16 protein-coding genes are annotated in these 22653 nt (G+C 70.4%); 10 read left to right on the forward strand and 6 right to left on the reverse strand.

Annotated elements, in window-relative coordinates:
- The first annotated feature begins 29 nt into the window (after window positions 1–29).
- From BO221_RS05630 to BO221_RS05660, 7 genes are all read left to right on the forward strand, one after another.
- Window positions 30–842: a hypothetical protein gene (locus BO221_RS05630; RefSeq protein WP_073559218.1), complete on the forward strand. Its 813-nt coding sequence runs from the start codon at window positions 30–32 to the stop codon at window positions 840–842.
- On the forward strand, window positions 839–1723 hold the full coding sequence (locus BO221_RS05635) for an aldo/keto reductase (RefSeq protein WP_233165682.1): 885 nt from the start codon (window positions 839–841) through the stop codon (window positions 1721–1723). Before BO221_RS05630 ends, BO221_RS05635 begins: the two co-directional genes overlap by 4 nt.
- A gap of 145 nt (window positions 1724–1868) precedes the next feature.
- Window positions 1869–3419, forward strand: a complete 1551-nt coding sequence (locus BO221_RS05640; protein WP_073559219.1) for a sensor histidine kinase KdpD — start codon at window positions 1869–1871, stop codon at window positions 3417–3419.
- 50 nt (window positions 3420–3469) lie between these two features.
- Window positions 3470–5056 (forward strand): FAD-binding oxidoreductase, encoded by a 1587-nt coding sequence (locus BO221_RS05645; protein ID WP_073559220.1) that lies wholly within the window; start codon window positions 3470–3472, stop codon window positions 5054–5056.
- Window positions 5057–5086: 30 nt separating this feature from the next.
- Window positions 5087–7645 carry an FAD-dependent oxidoreductase gene (locus BO221_RS05650; RefSeq protein WP_083680752.1) on the forward strand — a complete coding sequence of 853 codons (2559 nt, stop codon included), beginning with the start codon at window positions 5087–5089 and terminating at the stop codon, window positions 7643–7645.
- An 86-nt stretch (window positions 7646–7731) separates the two neighbouring features.
- Window positions 7732–8595, forward strand: a complete 864-nt coding sequence (locus tag BO221_RS05655) for a fatty acid desaturase (RefSeq protein WP_073559222.1) — start codon at window positions 7732–7734, stop codon at window positions 8593–8595.
- A gap of 51 nt (window positions 8596–8646) precedes the next feature.
- Window positions 8647–10089, forward strand: a complete 1443-nt coding sequence (locus BO221_RS05660; protein ID WP_073559223.1) for a radical SAM protein — start codon at window positions 8647–8649, stop codon at window positions 10087–10089.
- 12 nt (window positions 10090–10101) lie between these two features.
- Here the strand turns inward: BO221_RS05660 and BO221_RS05665 are convergent, their stop codons facing one another.
- Window positions 10102–11064 (reverse strand): DUF6624 domain-containing protein, encoded by a 963-nt coding sequence (locus BO221_RS05665; RefSeq protein ID WP_073559224.1) that lies wholly within the window; start codon window positions 11062–11064, stop codon window positions 10102–10104.
- Window positions 11065–11305: 241 nt separating this feature from the next.
- On the opposite strand from BO221_RS05665, the gene BO221_RS05670 reads away from it, so the two are divergent.
- Window positions 11306–12160, forward strand: a complete 855-nt coding sequence (locus BO221_RS05670; RefSeq protein WP_073559225.1) for a hypothetical protein — start codon at window positions 11306–11308, stop codon at window positions 12158–12160.
- A gap of 9 nt (window positions 12161–12169) precedes the next feature.
- Here the strand turns inward: BO221_RS05670 and BO221_RS05675 are convergent, their stop codons facing one another.
- The 3 genes from BO221_RS05675 to BO221_RS05685 are packed head-to-tail and all read right to left on the reverse strand — an operon-like array spanning window position 12170 to window position 14170.
- Window positions 12170–12874, reverse strand: coding sequence for a hypothetical protein (locus BO221_RS05675; RefSeq protein ID WP_143195270.1), 705 nt, complete (start codon window positions 12872–12874; stop codon window positions 12170–12172).
- The gene (locus tag BO221_RS05680) at window positions 12871–13278 is read right to left on the reverse strand and encodes a hypothetical protein (protein WP_143195271.1); all 408 of its coding nucleotides are present in this window, start codon (window positions 13276–13278) and stop codon (window positions 12871–12873) included. Before BO221_RS05680 ends, BO221_RS05675 begins: the two co-directional genes overlap by 4 nt.
- Window positions 13279–13306: 28 nt before the next feature.
- Entirely contained in the window at window positions 13307–14170 is an 864-nt protein-coding gene (locus BO221_RS05685; RefSeq protein ID WP_073559228.1) for a WGR domain-containing protein, read from the reverse strand.
- A gap of 95 nt (window positions 14171–14265) precedes the next feature.
- Here BO221_RS05685 and BO221_RS05690 point away from each other — a divergent pair, with 95 nt between their 5' ends.
- Window positions 14266–14739 carry a GNAT family N-acetyltransferase gene (locus BO221_RS05690; RefSeq protein ID WP_073559229.1) on the forward strand — a complete coding sequence of 158 codons (474 nt, stop codon included), beginning with the start codon at window positions 14266–14268 and terminating at the stop codon, window positions 14737–14739.
- A gap of 131 nt (window positions 14740–14870) precedes the next feature.
- Window positions 14871–18056 (forward strand): tetratricopeptide repeat-containing serine/threonine-protein kinase, encoded by a 3186-nt coding sequence (locus BO221_RS05695; RefSeq protein WP_073559230.1) that lies wholly within the window; start codon window positions 14871–14873, stop codon window positions 18054–18056.
- Window positions 18057–18133: 77 nt separating this feature from the next.
- On the opposite strand, the gene BO221_RS05700 is transcribed toward BO221_RS05695, so the two are convergent.
- Together BO221_RS05700 and BO221_RS05705 are read right to left on the reverse strand one after the other, a co-directional pair.
- Window positions 18134–19816 (reverse strand): amidase, encoded by a 1683-nt coding sequence (locus BO221_RS05700; RefSeq protein WP_073559492.1) that lies wholly within the window; start codon window positions 19814–19816, stop codon window positions 18134–18136.
- Window positions 19817–19926: 110 nt separating this feature from the next.
- Complete coding sequence (locus BO221_RS05705) at window positions 19927–22458, reverse strand: kelch repeat-containing protein (protein WP_073559231.1); 2532 nt, start codon at window positions 22456–22458, stop codon at window positions 19927–19929.
- Window positions 22459–22653: the final 195 nt, after the last annotated feature.

Raw genomic sequence — 22653 nt, forward strand, 5'->3', positions numbered from 1 at the left:
GCAGGCCCCCCGGTGAATAACCTGGGGGCGTGCCCCAGAACTACGACGAGTACGCCCGCCGCATCCGCGGCTACGCCCAGTTCGCCGAGGTGAACGAGTACGCCCGTGTCGTCGAGGGTGGTGTCGAGTACCCACTCTTCCGGCTCACGACACCCGGAGACCGTTGGCTGGTCATCACCTCGGGCTTCCACGGCGAGGAGCCCGCCGGCCCGCTCACGCTGTGCCATTACTTCCCGGACATCGCCGCCTACGCCCGCGAACGTGGCGTGGGCCTGCGCGTGTACCCGTGCATCAACCCCTCGGGCTTCGTGGATGGCACCCGCTACAACCGCAGCGGGGAGAAACCCAACAACGACTTCATGCGCTACGAGGTCGCCCCCGGCGAGTGGAAGGGCGAGCTCAACCGCGATGAGCCTTTCCTGCGCTGGGCGCTCTACGAGGGCGGACCCAAGGAGACGCGCGCGGTGCGCTCGGACATCGCGCGCTACCCCGCTCCCGCCGCCGCGCTGGACATCCACCAGGACAACTACCTGCCCGGCGCCGCCACCTACGCCTATACCTTCGGGGACAAGGACGCCTACCGGCCCTTCATGAAGGCCGCCTCGGCGCATGCCCAGGTCATGCGCAACGAGAAGGTGGACGAGGTCAATCGCACCGACCCGGACGGCCTCATCGAGTACCACGACGGCAGCGTCACCGATTACTTCATGCGCCTGGGCGTGCCCTACACCACGGCACTGGAGACGACCACCCGGACTCCGCTAGAAGCCTGCCACGCCATCAACCTCATCTGGGTTCGCGGCTTCATCGACCTGGCCGCGCGTGGAAGCGGGAGCACATGATGATTCGCCGTCCTCTGGGCAACACCGGTCTGCAGGTCTCCGTGCTGGGTTTTGGAGCGGGGCCGGTGGGCAGTCCAGAGCTGTCCGAGTCCGAGGCCGAGGCCCTCCTGAAGGGCGTGCTGGACGCGGGCATCAACCTCCTCGACAGCGCCCCCAGCTACGGGCAGTCCGAGGAGCGCATCGGCCGCGCGCTGCAGGGGCGGAGACAGGACTTCGTGCTCTCCACCAAGTGCGGCTACGGCGTGCCCGGCGTGGAGGACTGGACCGGGCCCTGCATCACCCAGGGGATTGAGCTGGCCCTGCGCCGGCTGCGCACGGATTTCCTCGACATCGTGCACTTCCACTCGTGCCCCGTGGAGGTGCTGGAGCGCCCCGGTGTCGTGGACGCGCTCCGGCACGCCGTGCAGCAGGGCAAGGTGCGCGTGGCCGCGTACTCGGGAGAGAGTGCGCCGCTGAGCTGGGCGCTGCACTCGGGGGCCTTCGGCTCCGTGCAGACGTCCGTGAATGTGTTCGACCAGAAGGTGATGGACTGGGCGCTGCCCCTGGCCCGGGAGAAGGGCATCGGCGTCATCGCCAAGCGCCCCCTGGGCAATGCGCCCTGGCGTCACGCCGAGCGTCCCTCCGCTCCGGATGTCGCGACGTACTGGGACCGCATGCGCGCCATGGGCCTGGATACCGGGGGGATGGACTGGAGCGAGCTGACGCTGCGCTTCGCCGCCTTCGTGCCCGGTGTGGCCAGTTGCATCGTGGGAACCACGCGGATGGAGAACCTCCAGCGCAACGTGTACGCCCTGGAGAAGGGCCCGCTGCCCGAGGCCATGGTGGAACGGATTCGCAACGCGTTCCGCCAGCATGACCATGGGTGGGAGGGGCTCATCTGACGAGCGTCAGGCCGTGAGACCGCTCAGCGGGCGCCGCTCTTCCCGAAGACCCTGAGACAGGAAGACGTCTGTCGTGGCCTTCATTCCCGGGAGGAACAGCCCGGCCCGTGCCGAAATACCTCCCGACGGGGTCCGCGTTGCATCCATGTCCATGGACAACCCCTCCACTCCGCCCGAGAGCCAGCGCCTGCTGAGAGCCATCACCGAGCGCTTCGGTTTCGTGCCGCCGTTCTTCGAGCCCGCGGTGGAGACACCCGATGTGCTGTCGTTGCTGTGGCAACAGACGCTCACGGCGTACGTGGACAACCCGCTCCCCGCGCTCTTCAAGGAGAAGCTCTCCACCCTCCTGTCGCGCTACTGCGCCGTCTCCTACTGCCTGGTGTGTCACAGCTGCAGTCTGGGCTGCCTGGGCATGCGCGGCCCGCAGGTGTTGCGGTTGCTCACGTCGCCTGTTCCCGACGAGGCGCGGACCGAGCGGATCCTCTCACGGCAGTCGGGAGTGCGGACACCCGTGGGGGAGTTTCCCTCGCCGGGCTCGGAGCTGGAGGAGGACGTGTTGCAGCTCTCCAGCATCGTCTACCTGCGCCAGCCCTCCGCGGCGGCGGCGCGGGAGTACCTGCTGCGAGTGCTGGGCCGTACGCATTACAACCGGCTGGTGGCGCTCATCAACTACGTGAAGACGTGCCATGGGTGGATGGAAGCCAATCCCCAGGTCTCCTACCGGATGGATGCGCGCTACCAGTTGCACTTCGAACCACTCAGCGCCGAGGAGCCGGGACTGGCGCGCTACTTCGAGGAGCACCTCCCGGAGTTCGCCCGCTGGCAGCAGGAGCAGGAGAAGGCCCAGCAGACGGCGGCCGTGGCGGCCCAGCGCGCGGAGGAGGCCGAGGCCACCGTGGGCTTGTTGGAGAAGCAATTGCTGTACGCGATGGCGGAGCTGCGCAGGAGCTCGGAGTTCGCCCAGGTCCTCATGGCGGTGGTGGGCCACGACCTGCGCAACCCGCTCTCCGCCATCCTCTCGGCCGCGAACCTGCTGCTCCGACAGCAACCCGACAACCGCCAGGGAGTGAAGGCCGCCACCCGCATCATCTCCAGCGCCCAGAGGGCGAGCCGGCTGGTGACGGACCTGCTGGATTTCACCCAGGCGCGTCTGGGCGGCGGAATCCCCGTGCACCCCACCACCTCGGACATCCACCTGCTGGTGCACTACGTGGTGGACGAGCTGCGGGCGGCCCACCCCACGCGCACCTTCGAGGTGGAGTACCACGGGGACGGGGCGGGCATGTGGGACACGGACAGGCTGCAGCAGGTGCTCGGGAATCTGCTGGCCAATGCGGTGGTGCACAGCCCGGAGGACAGTCCCATCCACGTGGAGGCGCGGACGTTCGAGGGCGAGGTGAGCGTGTGCGTGCACAACGAGAACCGCGACGGCCCCATCCCCGCGAAGCTCCTGCCGCACCTCTTCGAGCCCTTCCGGCGTGGCACCACGGCCCCCTCCGCCAGCCGCAGCCGGAGCATCGGGCTGGGACTGTACGTCGTCGAGCGTCTGGTGCGTGCGCACCACGGCCGCGTGGAGGTGGAGTCCGACGCGCGAGGGACGACGTTCTGCATGCACCTGCCACGAGCGACCAAAAGGGACGGCCTTTCCCAGAACACGCCGCCTCTTGCCAGCAGCGGGGAGCTCCCCGCACACTGACGCCCATCAGTGGGAGCGCCAGGGCCGGGCGCACCCGCCTGGAGGCCGTCGTGAGGCGCTGGAATGGATGGGGAGATGCCGCCGTCAGCTATCCGCTGCCGGACGCCACCGCGGCCGTCCTCGCGGAACGCATCGGGCCCGGGACGCCACCCCGGGATGCCTCGCTCGCCGAGGTGCTCGCCTCCGTCCCTCCCTCCCGCCTTCCCCCCCACCCGCTCGTCTCCACCGAGCCCGAGGTCCGCCTGCGCCACGCCCGCGGCCAGAGCTTCCCCGACCTCATCGTCCTGCGTGGCGGCCGCGTACCCGCCTTCCCGGATGGCGTCGCCTTCCCTCGCGATGCCGGAGAAGTCCGCGCCCTCTTCGCCTATGCGCGTGACGCTGGCGCACGACTCATCCCCTTCGGCGGTGGCACCAGCGTCGTCGGCCACGTCAACGTCGCTCCCGGTGACGCCCCCATCCTCACCGTCTCCCTCGAGCGTCTCCAGCAGCTCCACTCGCTCTCCGAGGAGGACCGGCTCGCCACCTTCGGCGCTGGCGTGAGCGGCCCCCGGCTCGAGGAGGCCCTGCGCGCCCGCGGCTACACGCTCGGGCACTTCCCCCAGTCCTTCGAGCTGTCCACGCTCGGCGGGTGGATCGTCACCCGCTCGCGAGGGCAGCAGTCGCTCGGCTACGGGCGCATCGAGAACCTCTTCGTCGGAGGACGGCTCGAGTCCCCCGCCGGCACCGTGGTGCTCCCCGCCTTCCCCGCCAGCGCCACCGGGCCGGACCTGCGTGAGTTCGTCCTCGGCTCCGAGGGACGCATGGGCATCCTCACCGAGGCCACGGTGCGCATCTCCCCGTTGCCCGAGCGCGAGGACTTCCACGCCCTCTTCTTCCCCGATTGGGAGCGCGCCCGCACCGCCGTGCGAAAGCTGGTGCAGAGCGGTACGCCCCTCTCCATGCTGCGCCTGAGCACCCCCCAGGAGACGGCCATCAACCTCGCCCTGTCCGGCCACCCGCGCATGGTGAAGGTGCTGTCCGGTTCCCTCTCCCTGTTGGGTGTGGGCTCCGAGGGCTGCATGCTGGTGCTCGGCGTATCCGGGAGCCGGCGCACCGTGGAGCTCGCGCAACACACCGCCATGGGGCTCGCGGGCCGGCACGGCGGGGTGCGCGTCCCCCTGCTGGGACAGAAGTGGCTCAAGGGCCGCTTCCGCGCCCCCTACCTGCGCAACGCCGCCTGGGAGCGCGGCTGGGGCGTGGACACCGTGGAGACGGCTACCTCCTGGAGCAACGTGCCCCGCCTGCTCTCCGCCGTCGAGGATGCCCTGCGCGGGGCCCTCGCGGACCAGGGCGAGCGGGCACTCGTCTTCACCCACCTGTCTCACGTGTACGCGACCGGCTCCAACCTGTACACGACGTTCATCTTCCGGTTGGGGAAGGATGCCGAAGAGACCCATGCACGCTGGCTCGCGCTCAAGACCGCCGCCAGCCGGGCCATGGCCACCCACGGCGGAACCATCAGCCATCAACACGGCGTGGGCACGGACCACCGTCCCTGGCTGGAAGCGGAGAAGGGCGCACTCGGCCTCTCCGCCATCCGGCAGATGTTGGGAACTTTCGATCCAACGGGCCTGCTCAACCCGGGCAAGCTCGTCTGAGAACAGGCAGCCGGGGGGAGTCGTCACACCATGTCCGCATTCACTGAACGAGAGACGCTCTGGGGAGCGCTGACCCGGCCCTGGGATTTGATCATCATCGGCGGCGGCATCACCGGCGCGTCCGTGCTGCGCGAGGCCACCCGCGCCGGCTTGAAGGCCCTGCTCGTCGAGCAGCGTGACTTCGCCTGGGGTACCTCGAGCCGCTCCAGCAAGCTCGTCCACGGAGGCCTGCGCTACCTGGCCACCGGCGATGTGCCCCTGGTCCGCCAGTCCATCCGCGAGCGCAAGCGCCTGCTGGCCGAGGGCAACGGACTGGTGAAGCCCCTCGACTTCATGCTCGCCAGCCACGCCAGGGAGGGCGGCAAGCACTGGCAGGGCCGCGCCGGCATCTTCGTGTACGAGCTGCTCACCGGCCGGTGGCCGCGAGGCAACCACGCCACCGCCCGGCTGCGCGAGCTGGAGCCCTCGCTCGTGCGGGAAGAGGGGCTCATCGGCGTGCCCTATGACGAGGCCTGGGTCGACGACGCGCGGCTGGTGCTGCGAATCGTCCGCGAGGCCATGGCGGCGGGAGGCTCGGCGCTCAACCACGTGCGCGTCACCGGCCTGCTCCGCGAGGACGGCCGTGTCGCGGGTGTCGAGCTGATGGACACCGTCGGGCAGCGCTCCGCCACCGTCCGGGCCCGCGCCGTCGTCAACGCCACGGGCGTGTGGGCGGACTCGGTGCGCGCGCACCTGTCCGCGGCCCCCAAGCTGCGCCCCCTGCGCGGCAGCCACCTCGTCTTCTCCTCCCAGCGCTTCCCCCTCGCCCACGGCATCAGCTTCCGCCACCCGCGCGGCGACCGCTTCGTGTGCGTCATGCCCTGGGAGGACTCCACGCTCGTCGGCACCACGGACCTGGACCACCCCACCCCGCTGAGCCAGGAGCCCTCCATCTCCTCCGAGGAGGTGGCCTACCTCATGGAGGCGGTGGAGTCCCGCTTCCCCGCGCTGAAGCTCACCCTCGACGACGTGGTGTCGTGCTACGCCGGGGTGCGGCCCGTCATCTCCTCCGGCGCGAGCGACCCGTCCAAGGAGTCCCGCGAGCACCTCGTCCTCGAGGAGGAGGGGCTCGTCACCGTCACCGGCGGCAAGCTCACCACCTGCCGCGCCATCGCGCACGATGCCCTGCGCGCTCTGCGCCACCGGATTCCCGAGCTGTCCGCGCTGGAGCCGGACGGACCCTTCCTCGGCACACCTCCCTCGCTGGACGACGTGCCCCTCTCCCCCGAGGCCCGCTTGCGCCTGAGAGGCCGCTACGGAGCGGACGCGCCCGCGCTCGTGGCCACGGCCCATCCCGGCGAGCTCGATGCCGTCCCCGGCACCTCCACGCTCTGGGCGGAGCTGCGCTGGGCGGCGCGCAACGAGAACGTCGTCCACCTGGATGACCTGCTCCTGCGGCGTGTGCGGCTGGGGCTGCTGCTGCCCCGGGGCGGCGAGGCGCACCTGCCCGCAATCCGCGCCCTCTGCCAGCGGGAGCTGGGCTGGGACGACGCGCGCTGGGAGTCCGAGGCCCAGGCCTACCTGACCCTCTGGCGCACCCACTACGCACTGCCCGAACGGCCCCACCTGCCCACTGAGGACGAGGCGACGCCCAAGCTGCCGGGCGTCCGGCTCGCCTCGCCCCAGACGAAGCCGGTGCAACCGCGAACGGTGAAACTCCAGGGAGGCCCCGTCCACTACGCCGACTACGGCGGGAGCGGGCCCACGCTGGTGATGCTGCACGGGCTGGGTGGATGCCATCTCAACTGGCTCCCGGCCGCGCCGATGCTGACGAAGCACGCGCGGGTGCTCGCGCTGGACCTCATCGGCTTCGGGCGGACGCCCATGGCCGGGCGCTCCGTCGGCGTGGCGAGCCAGCAGCGGATGCTCCAGCACTTCCTCACGGAGGTGGTGGGCGGGCCCGCGGTGCTGGTGGGCAACTCCTGGGGCGGGCTGGTGGCGCTCGCCCATGCCGCCCAGGCGCCGGAGACGACGGCGGGCCTCGTGCTCGTCAGCCCCGCGCAGCCGCCTCCTCGGGGCACGCGGTTGGATCCGGTCCAGGCCGCCCGGCTCGTGCTGCACACGATGCCGGGCGTGGGCGAGTACATCCTGTGGCGCGATGGGAAGCGGAGCGGTGCGCGCGGCCTGTTCATGGACCTGCTCACCCTCGGGTGCGCGGACGTGCGGCGAGTCCCCCAGGAGGTAGTGGAGGAGAACACGGCCCTCATCGCCGAGCGCATGGAGCGCATGCCCCTGGGCCACTCCGCCAGCTATCTGCGGGCCACGCGCTCGATGCTCCTCACGCTCCTGGGCCGCAACCGCTTCGAGTCCTGGGTGCGTGGCGTGCGTGTCCCCACCCTGCTGGTGCATGGCAGGCAGGACCGGTTGGTGCCCGTGGCCTCCTCGGAAGCCCTGGCCACCCTGCGCCCGGACTGGAGCTTCGAGCCCATGGACAACATCGGCCACGTGCCCCAGATGGAGGACGCGCCCCGCTTCGTCGCGCGCATGGTGCGCTGGCTGGACGAGTCGCGGGTGGCACCGCCGCGCCTCCCCGCGCTCGCGGCGAGTTAGGACGGACGGACACTCCCCCGGCGGACACGCCGTCACGGCGCCGTCACACCTCGTTTGAGACAAAGGCGGCGAAGGGGGCCCGCCAGATGCCGTCCGCCACTCCGTCCGAGCCGCTCCGCCGTCCTCGCATCAACAAGGCCATCGTCGCCTACATGGTGGTGGCGCACGGGCTCGCCGCTTCCGCCTTCTGGCTGCCCTGGCCTCCCTACGCCCTGCCCGTGGCGCTCACGATGTACGTGAGCATCGGGCTCGGCACCACGGTGGGGCTGCACCGGCTGCTCAGCCACCGCGCCTTCCGCTGCCCCCGCTGGATCGAGTACGCGCTCGTCACCGTGGCCATGCTCACCGGCCAGGGCAGCCCGCTCCTCTGGGCCGCCACCCACCGCATCCACCACATCCACACCGACCTGCCCCAGGACGTCCACTCCCCGGTGCGCGGCTTCTGGTACTCGCACATGGGGTGGATCCTCGACGACGACTCGACGGACTCCGAGGCGTGGCGCACGTGCTGCCGGGACCTCGCCCACGACCGCTACTACCACTGGCTGCTGCGCTACCGCATGGTGCCCCAGGTGCTCGCGGTGGTGCTCTTCGGCCTGACGCTCGGCTGGAGCGTGGTGCCCGCCTGCTTCTTCCTCCCCGTGGTGTGCTGGATGCAGAGCACCTACTGCGTGAACTCGGTGTGCCACGTGAAGGCCTTCGGGTTCCGCGCCCACGACACGCGCGACCTCAGCCGCAACGTGTGGTGGGTCGCCGTGCTCGCGCTCGGCGAGGGCTGGCACAACAACCACCACGCCTTCCCGGGCTCGGCGCGGCACGGCCAGGCCTGGTGGCAGTTGGATCCGGGCTGGGCCTTCATCCGGCTGCTGAGCTGGCTCGGCCTCGCCTGGGACGTGCGGCTCCCCGGCCAGCGCACGCCCGAGGCCCCTCGGGAAGCGCCGATGGCCTGAGTCACGTCACTCCTCCCCTCCCCTCGACCTTCCATCCAGAGAGGCCACTCCATGCGGATCGCCGTCATCTCCACGTATACGCACCCGACCCGGCAGCGCATCAAGGAGCCATCCATCATGCAGTCCTCGGTGCCCGAGCTCATCGCCGGGCTCTGCCCCGAGGACGCCGAGATCGAGCTCTACAACGAGAAGGAGCTCGACATCCCGCTCGACCGGGAGTGGGACCTCGTCTTCTTCTCGTACCTGCACTCCTACTACGAGCACACCAAGGTGCTCTCCACGCTCTTCCGCCAGCGCGGCATCGTGACGGTGGCGGGGGGGCGGCACGCGAGCCACTTCCCCGACGACTGCGAGCGGTACTTCGACGCCGTCATCACCGGCGAGCCCGAGCCCAACGTCCCCGCGCTCGTGGCGGACTTCCAGAAGGGGCAGTTGAAGAAGCGCTACGGCCTGAGCGCCAGGGGCGTCACGGACATCCGGCCGTACCGGTACGATCTCATCGACTTCTCGCACAACAAGGTGCGCCTGCCGGGCATCGAGGCCTCGCGTGGCTGTCCCTTCAGCTGCAACTTCTGCGTGCTCACCGGGCACGAGCGTTACCGCTACCGCCCCGTCCCCCAGGTCATCGACGAAATCCAGACGCGCATGTGCTGGAACAAGAATTTCTTCGGGCTGATGGATGACGCCTTCGTCTTCCTGGACAACAACCTGGGGGGCTCGCCCAAGTACCTGCGCGAGCTGTGCGAGGCGCTCATCCCCCTCAAGAAGACGTGGGGCTGCGCGCTCACCTTCAACGTGCTCAAGGACGAGTCGCTGGTGAAGTTGATGGGCCGCGCCGGCTGCCGCTACATCTACACCGGCCTGGAGTCGCTCAACCCCGAGTCCATCGAGGCCATGAACAAGGGCCAGAACAAGCTGTCCGAGGTGAACGCCGTCATCCAGCGCGCGTTCTCCAGCGGCATCCTGCTCTCGTTCGGGCTCATCGTCGGCTCGGACGGGGACACCAACGAGTACCTGGAGAAGGTGCCCCAGTACCTCGCGGACCTGCGCTACTTCTCCATCACCTTCCTGGGCATCGTCAGCCCCTACCCGGAGACGCCCTTCTTCCGGGAAGTGGTCTCCGAGGGCCGCCTGCTGCCCGGCACCATCAGCCGCGACTACGACGGCTACACGCTGTGCCACCGCCCGAAGAACCTGCACCCCTCGGAGGTGGTGGAGCACTTCCAGCGGCTGTGCCACACGCTCGGCAGCCTCCCCAACATCGCCCGGCACTACGGGTCCAAGCTCGCCATGAGCGACATGCCCCGCTACCGCAGCACCATCCTCTTCTCGGGACCGGAGATCCTCAGCATCCGCAACCCGGTGAAGAACACCTCGCGGCGCTACATCGCCGGGATGGACCCGCTCGAGGCGTGGGACGCCCAACAGATGGTGCGGCTGGGACTCGAGCCCCAGCGCATCGGCCCGCCAGGTCCTGTCGCCCTGGCGGGCTGAGCCGTCACCGGACTACTTGCCGCCCGAGGCCATGCGCTGCATCTGCGCGTTGTACTCGGCCATGGTGCCCAGGCCCACGGCCGCGCGGCGCGCGTCCACGTTCGCCTCGTCCTCGATGGGACGGGGCACCAGCTTGCCCTCCACCGTGTGGAACTGCGTGCCGTAGCGCTGCGGCTTGCCCTCGGCCACCAGGATGCGGTCCGTCAGGTACGCAAGGTCCTTCGGCGAGCCCTCGCCCGCCGCCACCGACTTCTCCAGCAGCGGCAGGCACTGGCGCTGGAAGGCCACGTCCAGGTCCGCGTGCTGCACCAGCAGCCATGCGGCCTTCGCGCCCCGCTCGCCCACCAGCGTCTTCGTGGGCCAGCCTAGCTGCGCGACGATCTCCTTCATCCGCGCGGTGTTCTTGATGTCGATGGCCTTCATCCGCTCGTTGGCCGCCAGGTCCTTGAACTGAGCCGCGCCCGCGGCGCGCCGGGCGGCCTGGTCCTCCTCCATCATGCGCAGCAGCTCGTCGCGCAACTGTGGATTCTGGGCCTCCATGAGCTTCGCCTCGTTGGCGGCGGCCTTCCCGGCGATGCGGGCGAAGGCGGGCTCCTCGCGCAGGGAGGCCAGGTCCTCGTCCTGCTTCAGGTGCTCGAGGGCGGCGAAGCCAGCGTCCACGGCGCGCTCGAGCCACGTGAGGGACTCGGCCTTCTCACCCGCGAGCGCCGCGGCACAGGCGGCGTTGTAGCTCATGCGCTCGTTGCGTACGCCCTGCTCCCAGGCCTGCCGGTAGAGCGGGAGCGACTCGGCGCTCTTGCCGCTCGCGAGCAGCCCATCCGCCTGCATCGCCAGCGCGCGGGCCTCGGGCGTGGGCGTTGGCGCCGTGGCGGGCGCGGAAGCAGCAACGGGCGCGGGCTTCTCGGTAGGGGCCGCCGTATGGGCGCAGGCCGACAGCAGGCTCAGGGCGGCGAGTCGCACGATGAGGTGATTCATTCAGTCATCTCCCTGGGGGAAGGAGGCCGGCGGAATGCCGGCGGGGGCGCGGATGCTAGCGAAGAAGCCGGACATGCCCTCCTGGCTGGACACCAGGCAGGCAGCCACTCACTCCTTCCCGCCGTGTGACGCTCCCGCCACGATAAAACCTGGATTACCGCTACTTGCCCGCCATTCACCCTTTTGCTTTGAGATCCAACCACCTCGACCGGATGGGCGCTCTCCGTTAGAGTCGCGAGCCATGAATTTCGTGAGCCGGAAGCTGTGGATCGTCGGAGGAATGAGCCTGGCGCTGGGCGCGTGTGGAGCAAGGAATGCGGCGCCGGTGCAGCGGTACAGCCTGGGAGTGGCCCGCGCGGACTACCGCGACTACACGGGAGCCAAGGCGAACATCTGTGACGCGGAGACCCGCTGGCTGACGGACGAGCTGAGCGCGGTGAACGGCCTGATGACGCGCTTCCTGTCCGAGACCGAACAGGTGAAGAACCCGAAGTCGGTGGACTACGCCCGCTCCATGGAGTTGCTGAAGGAGGCATCGGGCTCGCTGGAGAAGGTGCTGAAGGTGCACCAGAACAACCTCCAGGCGGTACAGAAGTGCGGCTTCGCGAAGAGCGGGGCCTTCCCGGACATCGCGAAGCGCGGCACGGAATTGCTGGATCAGTCGCGGGCGCGGCTGGCCGAGGGGAGCCAGGTGCTCGCCCTGGTGGAGGCCCAGCACAAGTGGAAGGCGGAGGCGCCACAGCGAGAGCAGGCGGCGCGCCAGACGTGGTGTGCCAAGAACCCCGAGGTGGGCAGCACCGACCTGTACTACGCGCGCAAGTACATCGACGGCACCACCGAGTGGCTCTTCTGTGATGGCCACGTCGTCCAGTCGGCCAAGGGAGGTGAGCCCGCGCTGTTCTCGCCCGAGGGACTCAGCGCGAAGGATCGCCGCAAGGTGAAGCCGCCGCGCTACCTCGAGGCGGCCCAGGGCTACCCGGTGGAGGAGATGGACAAGGAGCCGGCGAGCGTCGCGGACGCGGCGGCCCCCGCTCCCGCACCGGCTCCCGCTTCCGAACCGGCGCCCGCCCAGGGCACGGCCGCGGGCGGGAACTGAGCCCCCGCGCTACGGCGCGTACGTCACCACCAGGTGGTTGGCGGTGAGCACCATCCCGCGCGGCGCGCCGCCGCCCGGGACGGTGAGGTCGAAGGTGAAGGGCAGGCGCAGCACGCGCTCGTTCAGGGCGTTGCGCAGCATGCCCTCCGGCTGGCTGCTGGAGTTGGCCTTGAGCTTCGTGCGCGAGGCATGGGCCCGGGCCAGCAGGGAGTTGTCGCCGCCCATGGACAGCTCCACCACGAGGTCCGCCACCACGCCGGCGGCCACGCCCGACTGGAACTTGCGGACCTCGGCCTGGTAGGCCTTGGGGACGCTGCCGTTGTAGCGGATGTTGTCGCCGCGCATCTCGGCCCGGCAGGTGAGCGTGTTGAGCGGGCCGAAGCGCACGTCGGAGATGCGCTCGATGACGACCTCGCCCAGCAGACTCTGGTCGAAGGTGCGGGCGGGCATCCGCATCGGCAGCAGTTGCGCGGCCATCTGCTCCAGCGCCGCGGGCGTGTAGTACATGGAGAAGGAGCGCCCCGCCTTGCCGGGCGAGCGCAGCCCCTCCGTGTAGCGCGAGACGGACTGGAGGGCCCGGTCGAGCTGCTGCTGCTCCTCGGTGAGGAGCCGGTTGTCCTTCTCCGCCGAGCGCAGCCGCGTGGCGGCACTCGTGCCACAGCCCGTGCTCGCGACGGCCCACGCCACCAGGAGGCCCATCGACAGCGCCCTCATGGCCCCACCACCCGGCAGGTGCCCTGGGACACGCGCCACTCCCCCGCCTTGCGAGGCGCGGAGAAGGTGGCCGTCATGCTGTAGGGCTGGCCGCGCAGCTGGAAGCGGGCGTGCACGGCACCCGACTGGGGCAGCCCCGGCACCTGCGCGTTGGCCGGAGCCACGCCGGCGCAGCCCAGGTTGTTGAGGCCGGCGGCACCCTCCGCCTGCGCCATCACCTGGTAGGACTGCTGGAGCTCGGCCCTCTTGCGCTCCAGCTCGGCCCGGAGCTCCGCGTTGCGCGCCTCCAGCTCATTCGCGCGCCGCTCCGTGGCCGAGCCCGAGGATGCACGGGCACCACTCCTGCTCGAAGCACACCCGGCCGCGCACAGCGCGAGCACGGGCAACCAACACCAGCGGGACATGTTCATGGTCCCGCCAGGGTACCACCCCTCACCCGCCCAGCCGGGACAGGCGCTCGGCGAGCCGTGTATCGCCCCCCGCCTCCAGCGAGCGCAGCAGTGCCGGCAGGGAGCTGCCTCCCGAGACCAGGTGGCCCTCCACGTGCGGGCGCAGCTCGCTCCAGCGCTTCTCCCAGCCGTCGCCGGAGGCACGGGGCCGCGCGCCCAGCAGCGAGCCCAGGCGCAGCGCCAGCTCGGGCTCGCCGAGCACCTCGGCCTGGCGGGACAGCAATCCGATGGCGGCCTGGGCCGGCGTCCCCTCAGGGGCACGCTTCCACTGCTCCAACGTCCGGACGAAGGCCGCGGCGTCCAGCTCGGACAGCAGCTCCAGGGCCACCCACAGCGGCAGCCGCGGCTCGCCCCGGGGCGCCACCACCTTCCCCATCAGTGACGTGAACACCGCGCCGAGGGCGGAGTGGCTGGCCGGGTCCACGCCTCCCAGCGCCCGGAGCGCGCGCCGGGCCCGGCGGGCCTGGAGCGACACCTTCCAGCTGCGTCCCCCCACTCGCGCGTCGAGCGCGGTGAGCGCCTCGGTGGCCGCCGTCACCTGCTCCGCGGCCGGCTTGCCCCCGCGCACCCGGGGTGGCAGCACGAGCTTCGGAGTGGCGGCGGCCGCGCCCTTGGCGCCCTTGGGTGCAGGAGCGGCTTCGGAGGACACCTCGTGGTAGCCCTCGCGCAGCTTCTCGGCCACCTTGCGCTCGTACTCGCGCTGAGCGCCCGCCTCGTTATCGAACTCCTTCTCCTTGCGCTGTCCGTCGGTGCCCAACCGGCCGAACACCACGATGAAGGTGCTGCCCTGGACCTCGGCCATCCAGAACTTGGCGCTGGTGCCTTCCACGAACTCGAACCTGCGCATGGTGCTGCCCCTCCCGTACCCGGTGTGCGGATGCGGGCCGGACGCTACTACGAAGCGGCACCCGCCGTGTGCCCGGAGCGCTACCATCACCCCACATGATTCGTTCAGCGACCCCCGCGGACATCCCCTCCATCGCCCGGCTGATCCGGGCCCTGGCCGAGTACGAGAAGCTCTCCCACGAGGTCGTCCTGCGCGAGGAGGACCTGCGCCAGCACCTCTTCGGCGAGCGGCGCTATGCCGAGGTCGTCCTGGCCGAGGACGGCGGACAGGTGGTGGGCTTCGCCCTCTTCTTCCACAACTACTCCACCTTCCTCTCCAAGCCGGGCATCTACCTGGAGGACCTCTTCGTCCTGCCCGAGCAGCGCGGCCGGGGGCACGGCAAGCGCCTGTTGTCGCACCTGGCGAAGCTCGCCGTGGAGCGGGGCTGCGGCCGCTTCGAGTGGTCCGTGCTGGACTGGAACACCCCGTCCATCGAGTTCTACAAATCCTTCGGCGCGGTACCAATGAACGACTGGACCGTCTTCCGCGTCACAGGGGAGGCGCTGGAGCGGCTCGCCCGAGCGACTTGAGCCCGGCTGCCCTCCATCCGGCCCGCCGCGGAGCGCCGCCGTGCGTTGATTGGCGAATCGGTGAGACGATCCATTCTCGCGTCCACACGGGCATGACATTCTGCGTGGTAGGTGCGTGGTAGCGAGGCCTCATGACGTCCTTCGATGACAAAGAGCGCCGCACGCTCGTGAACGACGTCGTGAACGACGAGCGCCGCACGCTCGTGCCCGAGGAGCCCCGGCGCACGGTCGTGACGGACGATCGGCGCACGGTGAACATCGGTACGGGGAACGCACCAGGGCCCGCGGCTGGCGCCCGGCCCGATGGGGCACCCACCGAGGCCCCCACGCTCGGCCGGGGGACGCCCCTGGACCGGTACGTGGTGTTGGATCCCCTGGGCGAGGGCGGCATGGGGATGGTGTACGCCGCGTACGACTCGGTGCTGGACCGGAAGGTGGCGCTGAAGCTGCTGCCGCCGGGAGAGCTCGACGGAGGCCCCGAGATGTCCTCGGGACGGGCGCGGCTGCTGCGCGAGGCGCAGGCCATGGCCCGGCTGTCGCATCCCAACGTGGTGGCCATCTACGACGTGCACCAGCACGACTCCCAGGTCTTCATGGCCATGGAGCTGGTGGAGGGCCAGACGCTGTTGCAGTGGGAGCGGGAGAAGCCGAGGACGTGGCGGGAGCTGCTCACGGCCTACCTCGCCGCGGGCCGGGGACTGGCCGCCGCGCACGCCGCCGGGCTGGTGCACCGCGACTTCAAGCCCACCAACGTGCTGGTGGGCAAGGACGGCCGCGTCCGGGTGACGGACTTCGGCCTGGCGCGTCCGCACAACGCCCCCGCGGAGCAGGCCTCCGAGGCTCCTCCGGACACCAGCCCGGTGAAGGGGCACAGCCTGCTGGAGCTGAACCTGACGCAGCGGGGCGCGGTGCTGGGCACGCCGGCCTACATGGCGCCGGAGCAGTTCCGGGGCGCCACCGCGGACGCGCGGAGCGATCAGTTCTCCTTCGCCGTGTCGCTGTGGGAAGCGCTCTACGGCGTACGCCCCTTCGAGGGCACGTCCCCGAGCGAGCGCCGGGAGAACGTGCTGGCCGGGCGCATCAACCCGCCGCCGGCCTACTCCAAGGTGCCGCCCTGGGTGAACCGCGCCCTGCTGCGCGCGCTCAACACGGCCCCGGAGGCGCGTTACCCGTCGCTGGACGCACTGCTGGCCGTCCTGGAGAGGGATCCGGCCCGGGTGCGCCGCCGCGCGCTGGCCATCGCGGCCCTGGGCCTGCTGGTGACGGGCTCTGCGGCGCTGGTGTGGACCACGTGGCACCAGCGCCAGGCGCAGCTGTGCACCGGAGGCGCGGCGAAGCTGGTGGGCATCTGGGACGTGCCGCGCAAGGCGGCCATCGAGAAGGCCTTCTTCGCCACGGGCCGGGACTACGCGCGCGACACGTGGGTGCGCGTGCGCGAGGCGCTCGACCTGTACACCCGCGAGTGGCAGGAGATGCACCAGGACACGTGCGTGGCCACCCGCATCCGGGGCGAGCAATCCGAGGCCGTCATGTCCCTGCGCATGGCCTGCCTGGAGGGCCGCCGGCAGGAACTGGCCGCGCTCACCGAGGTCTTCACCACCGCGGACGAGACGGTGGTGGAGAAGGCCATCTTCGCCACCAGCTCGCTGCGGCGCCTGTGGGGCTGCGCGGACGTGGAGGCGCTCATGTCCGAGGTGAAGCCGCCGGAGGACACCCACACCCGCGCGGCGGTGGAGACGGTCCGCGCGCAACTGGCCCGCGTCAAGGCGCTCACCACGGCCGGCAAGTTCAAGGAGGCGCTGGAGCTGGCCACGGAGGTGGCGAAGAAGGCGCCCACGCTGGGCTACTCGCCCGTGCACGCCGAGGCGCTCTTCACGCAAGCGTGGGTGCAGATCATCTCCGGGGAGAACCAGGGCGTGCCCCCGCTGCTCACCGAGTCGCTGTGGCTGGCGCACGCCTCCCGGCACGACGTCATCGCCGCCGCCGCGGCGGTGCGGCTGATGGGCTACTACGCCCAGCGGGGCCCGGACGAGGAGAACAGCCGCTGGCAGGCCTTCGCGCTGGCCTCGCTGGACCGGTTGGGGGAGAACGGGGAGCTGCGGGCCATCTACCACAACAACCGGGGCCTGGCCTTCTACCAGAAGGGCAACTTCGCCGAGTCGTACGAGTCCTTCGACAAGGCCTTCGCGCTGGCGGAGCAGACGCTGGGCCCGGCGCACTCGACGACGCTGCGCTACGCCACCAACTCGCTGGCGGCGCTGGGCAACCTGGACCGCATGGACGAGTCGCTGCGGGCCCTGGAGACGCTCGTCTCCGTGGGGGAGCGGAACCTGGGTCCCCTGCACCCGTTCCTCGTGCAGCCGATGATGAACCTGTCGAGCACGTACGTGATGCAGGGGCGGCTGGCGGATGCGCGCCGCATCCTCGACCGGGTGCGGGAGATCGTGAAGCGGGCGTTCCGGGCCAACTCGGAGGAGTGGGCGCACTACCACCTGTCGGCGGGCGAGCTCGACAGCGAGCAGGGCCGGGACGCCGAGGCGCTCGAGCACTACCAGGAGGCTGCGAGCCTGTACGGGACGCTCACGGGTCCGGAGAGCACGGACGCGCTGCAATCCCTGGTGCGGGTGGCCGAGGCGCAGATGGCGCTGGAGCGCTTGGGACAGGCGCAGCAGACGTTCCAGCGGGTGCTGGAGCTGACGAAGAAGGACCCGCAGCAGCAGGAGCACATCTACACGCAGGCGCTGAACGGGCTGGCGGCGCTGAGCACGGTGCGGGGCCAGCATGACAAGGCCCTGAAGCTGCACCAGCAGGTGTTGGAGCTGCGCGAGCGGTTCCTGGGAGCCGATCACTTCAACACGTCGCTCATCCGGATGGAGGTCGCCAACAGCCTGTTGGAGATGGGGCAGCCGGCGCGTGCGCTCGCGCTGTTCGAGCAGGTGCGGGTGCTGTTCGAGAAGACGACGGACCTGGAGTCACCGGTGTGGGCGCTGCTGCTGGCGGGAAAGGGCGAGGCGCTGCGCAAGCTGGACAGGGCGGGCGAGGCCCTTCCGCAGTTGGAGCGGGCGCTGCAGATCGTCGAGAAACACAAGGGGCGCCCCGAGTACCTGGCGCTGGTGCAATCCGCGTTGGCGCGAGCGCTGTGGAACACGGGACAGCAGCCGGAGCGGGTGCAGAAGCTGGCCACGGCGGCACGGACGACCTACGCACGGACGCCCATCCTGCGCGCGAACGAGCTGGCGCAGCTGGACGCGGTGCTGAAGCGATACGAGCCGAAGACGCCCCCACCCGAAGTCATGGCCCAACCCACGGCGCCGTGACAACCACCCCTCTCCCCTCAGGAGAGGGACGGGGTGAGGGTATCAGGGCCCCAGGTTGAGCCCGTGCCCCCGAGCGCCTACACCTTGGTCACCGAGCGCAGGTCCGCCGTCGGAGCGAACGTGGGCGCGCGGCGATGCTTGGAGGCCTGCTCGTAGGCGAAGGCGAGACGCAGGAGTACGGGCTCGCTCCACGCCCGCCCGATGAACGAAAGGCCCACGGGCAGCCCGGCCACATAACCAGCGGGGACGGTGATGCTCGGGTAACCCGCGACGGCGGCGGGCGAGGAGCTGCTGCCGAGCCAGTGGTCGCCATTCACCAGGTCGATGAGTCCGGGAGGAGCCTGGGTGGGCGCGACGAGCGCATCGAGCTTGTGCTTCGCCATGACGGCGTCGATGCCCTGCGCACGCGACAGCTTCCGGCAGGCGGCGAGGGCCTTGAGGTACTTCTTGTCGGTGAGGGGCCCCTTCTCCTGGGCCTGGAGGAAGAGCTCCTGGCCGAACCAGGGCAGCTCGGTGTCACGGTGCTCCTCGTTGAAGCGGATGAGGTCCGCGAGCGTCTTGAGCCGGGTCTTGTCCCCGAGCCCGGCGAGGTAGGCCTCGATGCCGGCCTTGAACTCGTAGAGCAGAACCTCCATCTCCGGCTCATCCGTCTTCGAGGCGGTGGGGATGTGGGCCTCGTCGATGATGACGGCGCCCTGGGCCTTCATGAGCTCGAGCGCCTGCGCGACGAGCGCATCGGTGGCGGGGTGGTAGCCGAAGAAGCGCTCGCGAGGGACACCGATGCGAGCGCCCTTCAATCCATTCGGGTCGAGGAAGCGCGTGTAGTCCGCGTGAGCGTGGCCCTTGCTGGAAGCGGTCACGGCGTCAGCAGCATCAATGCCCGCGAGAACGCCCAGGAGCGCGGCGGCATCGGCCACGGAGCGCGTCATGGGGCCGGCGGTGTCCTGGCTGTGCGAAAGCGGAATGATGCCCGAGCGGCTCACGAGCCCGAGGGTGGGCTTGAGCCCGACGAGCGAGCTCGCCGCCGATGGAGAGACGATGGATCCATCGGTCTCGGTGCCAACGGACACGGCGCAGAAGTTGGCGGCGGTGGCGGCGCCGGAGCCCGAGCTGGAGCCCGAGGGAGTCCGGTCGAGGGCGTAGGGATTGCGGCACTGGCCGCCGCGCCCGCTCCACCCGCTGGAGGAGTGCGTGGAGCGGAAGTTGGCCCACTCGCTGAGGTTGGTCTTGCCGAGGATGACGGCGCCCGCGGCACGCAGCCGCTCCACCACGAAGGCATCACGGGAAGGCACGGCGCCCACGAGCGCGAGGGAGCCGGCGGTGGTCTGCATCTTGTCCGCGGTGCCGATGTTGTCCTTGATGAGGACGGGGATGCCGTGGAGCGGACCACGAGGACCCTTCGCCTTGCGCTCCTCATCGAGCGCGGTGGCGATGGCGAGCGCATCCGGGTTGAGCTCGATGACGGACTTGAGCGGGAGCTCTCCCTCGCGGTCCAGCGTCTGGATGCGGGCGAGGTAGCGCTCGGCGAGACCCTGTGCGGTGAAGCGTCCCGACTGCATGGCGGCCTGGAGCTCGGAGACGGTGGCCTCCTCGAGCTCGAAGGAGCCGGCGCGCGGCGCGGAAACGGGCGCGGCGTTGCCGGGAGAGGGCTGAGCATGAACATCCAGGGCGGCCAGCGTGCTGGCGGCGGCGGCACCACCGAGGAACGTCCGGCGGCTCAGCCCCTGGGAGTTTCCGGGGGAAGGAATGGGCTTCTTCATGGCGGGTGCCCAGTACAACAGCGGAAGCACCCGGCCACAACCCGGGTCCCTTCACCCCTGGCCCCTGCGCCTCCACACACCTTCCGTGCGAGACCCGGGAGGGGACGGCCTTAGAGTTCCGTGAGGTCGTAGTACTCCGCCGACGACTGGTCGTGGTTGCTCACACCGCCCACCGCGAGCACCGTGCCGTTACCCAGCAAGGTAGCGGTGTGCTGATAGCGGTCCACGTTCATGGCCGCCGTCACGCTCCACGAGCCCGTGGCCGGGTCATACAGCTCGGACGAGGTCAGGATGCCCGTGGCCGGGTGGTAGCCACCAGCGATGAGCACGCGGCCATCCGGAAGCACGTTGGCGGTGTGGAGCCGGCGCGGCGAGCCCATGCCGCCCGTGGCCGACCAGCTCCCCGTGGCCGGGTCATACAGCTCGGCCGACGCGCTCAGCGCCCCGTCGGTGCCCGAGCCGCCCGCGACCAGCACCTTGCCACCGGGCAACAGGGTGGCGGTGTGTGTGGCACGTCCCGTGGCCATCGCCCCCACGACCGTCCATTTCCCGGTGGCCGGGTCGTACAGCTCCGAGGAGGCGATGAGGCCGTCGAAGGCATCACTGCCGCCCGTCACCAGCACCTTGCCGCCGGGCAGCAGGGTCATGGTGTGGAAGGCGCGGGCCGTGTTCAGGCCGCCGGTATGGGACCAGGTGTTGGTCGCCGGGTCATACAGCTCGGCGGAGGCCAGCGTGGCGCTGTCGTACTCACCCGTGCGGCCTCCAGCCACGAGTACCTTGCCGTTGGGCAGCAAGACGGCGGTGTGGTGATAGCGCTGGGTGTTGAGGAGGCCCGCGGGCTTCCACCTGCCCAGGGCGGGCACGTACAGCTCGGCCGTGGCGCTGGTGATGGGGCACACGCCGCCGCCGGCGATGAGCACCCGGCCATCCCGCAGCTTCGTGGCCGTGTGACCCCGGTGCGAGCCCAGCGTGCTGCCCGTGGCGGACCAGGTCCGGGCCTCCGGGTCGTAGACCTCCGCCGTGGTGTTGAAGCCACCGGCCACCAGCACCCGCCCATCGTCCAGCAACGTGGCGGTGTGCAGCAGCCGTGGCAGGGCCATGCTGCCGGTCGGAATCCAGCCGCCGCCCCGGTCCTCGCACGTGCCGGAGGCGCCCGGAACGACCGTGACGGTCCGCGTCGCACTGCCCACGTTGCCGGACTCATCCTTCGCCGAGTACGTGAGGGTGTACGTGCCGGGCACGCGGGTGTTGATGGAGCCGGACACGGTCACCGCGGAGGACAGGTCCCCGGAGCACTGGTCGGTGGCCACCGCGCCTGTCTCGACGTAGGGCTTGCGGCACTCGAGCGTCTCCGAGGCGTACCCCACGAGCGACACGGCCGGCGGCGTGGTGTCGACGACAGACACCGTCCCCGCGCAGCTCGACAGCAGGCCCGCGGGATCGAGACAGGTCAACCCCACGAGGTACGAACCCACCCCCAGGGAGCCGACGAGTCCCTGGGTGCACTGCAGCACATCTCCATCCGGATCGTACGAGCCGTCATTCACGGAGGGCACGGTGACACTGCAAGTGGGGCCAGCCGGGAGCGTCACATCCTTGCACTTCGCCACCGGCGCACGGTTGACGGCGACGGACCGGCAGGACGCGCTGCACGTGCCGGTGCCGTTGGCCGCGCCGGTGTCGCACTGCTCGCCCGGATCCAACGTGCCATCTCCGCACCAGTGCAGGCGGCACACGGACGAGCAGGCCGTCCCCGGCACGCCGTTGCCGAGGCCGGTGTCACACTCCTCGGGGTACTGCACCACGCCATCACCGCAGCGCACGGGGACGGCACCACGGGCCAGGATGTACGGCACCCCGTGCGAGCCGTCCGCGAAGTCCAGCGAGCCCGGCAGACGCGCGCCGTACGCGGGGTCTCTCGCGATGACGAGCGGCGTGAAGTTGGCGGCCGGGAAGGAATCGAAGGCCTCGTGCACCGAGCAGGCCCAACGGGACAGCAGCGTGTCCGTCAGGCCCGACAGGGCCGGGTGCGAGGCCACCATGTGGGCATCGTCGTAACAACCCACGCCCGTCACGGTGAAGGAGCCAAAGGGCTCCAGCACGGGCACCGGCGTCATCGGATCCGCGTCGTGGTAGTAGCAGCTCAGGTTGATATAGGCGCCCGTCCTGCCCTCCTGCGCGGCGGCGAACTGGACGGCGTTCTTCGTGACCTGCTCCTTGTAGTGGTACACGGGATCCGTGCCCATGATGATGACGTTGCCGTCCACCACGGGGCCCCAGACGCCGCGGCTCTTGGACGCAGCGGAGATCGACCCCAGGCTGCCGGCGCACGTGGCATCCCCCAGGATGATGGCGCGATAGCCCGCGAAGTCCGCCGAGCTCTTCGCGGCCCAGGCCGCATCGGAAACGACCTCCACCGTGTAGCCCAGACTCCGCGCGGCCACCGCCTCCACGCTGTTGGAACCCCCCGTCACCGAAGCCCCCAGGATGAGCACCTTGTTGGTGCTGCCCAGCCCCTGGGGACGCGTGCTCACGGCCGCCGGCATCTCACCACCACAGGCCACGAGCCATCCCACGCCCAAAACCATCAGCATCTGGAAGCAGAGGCCGCTCCAGTTCCTCGGGGGGATTTCAGACCGCATGGGTTACCTCGGAGTTCGGACGCACCGCTCCCGGACACCCGGAGCAGGCGGGGGGGCGCCTTTGTACACCAGCGCTCGGGGTGGACGGACGGGGGGGTCCGCCACCGGTTCGGACTCAGAGGAGGATTTCCCGAGAGGCCCGGCGCTCAGCGGGGCCCGAAGCCTTCGCTGGCACTCCTGAGCACCGGGCAGGCG

This window comes from Archangium sp. Cb G35, assembly GCF_001896145.1.
GTDB classification, from domain to species: domain Bacteria; phylum Myxococcota; class Myxococcia; order Myxococcales; family Myxococcaceae; genus Archangium; species Archangium violaceum.

What these genes read in the sequence shown, in the direction of transcription:
- BO221_RS05635 (WP_233165682.1), top strand. Translation starts at nt 839, where the DNA reads ATGATGATTCGCCGTCCTCTGGGCAACACCGGTCTGCAGGTCTCCGTG.
- BO221_RS05640 (WP_073559219.1), top strand. Translation starts at nt 1,869, where the DNA reads ATGTCCATGGACAACCCCTCCACTCCGCCCGAGAGCCAGCGCCTGCTG.
- BO221_RS05650 (WP_083680752.1), top strand. Translation starts at nt 5,087, where the DNA reads ATGTCCGCATTCACTGAACGAGAGACGCTCTGGGGAGCGCTGACCCGG.
- BO221_RS05655 (WP_073559222.1), top strand. Translation starts at nt 7,732, where the DNA reads ATGCCGTCCGCCACTCCGTCCGAGCCGCTCCGCCGTCCTCGCATCAAC.
- BO221_RS05660 (WP_073559223.1), top strand. Translation starts at nt 8,647, where the DNA reads ATGCGGATCGCCGTCATCTCCACGTATACGCACCCGACCCGGCAGCGC.
- BO221_RS05665 (WP_073559224.1), bottom strand. Translation starts at nt 11,064, where the DNA reads ATGAATCACCTCATCGTGCGACTCGCCGCCCTGAGCCTGCTGTCGGCC.
- BO221_RS05670 (WP_073559225.1), top strand. Translation starts at nt 11,306, where the DNA reads ATGAATTTCGTGAGCCGGAAGCTGTGGATCGTCGGAGGAATGAGCCTG.
- BO221_RS05675 (WP_143195270.1), bottom strand. Translation starts at nt 12,874, where the DNA reads ATGAGGGCGCTGTCGATGGGCCTCCTGGTGGCGTGGGCCGTCGCGAGC.
- BO221_RS05680 (WP_143195271.1), bottom strand. Translation starts at nt 13,278, where the DNA reads ATGTCCCGCTGGTGTTGGTTGCCCGTGCTCGCGCTGTGCGCGGCCGGG.
- BO221_RS05685 (WP_073559228.1), bottom strand. Translation starts at nt 14,170, where the DNA reads ATGCGCAGGTTCGAGTTCGTGGAAGGCACCAGCGCCAAGTTCTGGATG.
- BO221_RS05690 (WP_073559229.1), top strand. Translation starts at nt 14,266, where the DNA reads ATGATTCGTTCAGCGACCCCCGCGGACATCCCCTCCATCGCCCGGCTG.
- BO221_RS05695 (WP_073559230.1), top strand. Translation starts at nt 14,871, where the DNA reads ATGACGTCCTTCGATGACAAAGAGCGCCGCACGCTCGTGAACGACGTC.
- BO221_RS05700 (WP_073559492.1), bottom strand. Translation starts at nt 19,816, where the DNA reads ATGAAGAAGCCCATTCCTTCCCCCGGAAACTCCCAGGGGCTGAGCCGC.
- BO221_RS05705 (WP_073559231.1), bottom strand. Translation starts at nt 22,458, where the DNA reads ATGCGGTCTGAAATCCCCCCGAGGAACTGGAGCGGCCTCTGCTTCCAG.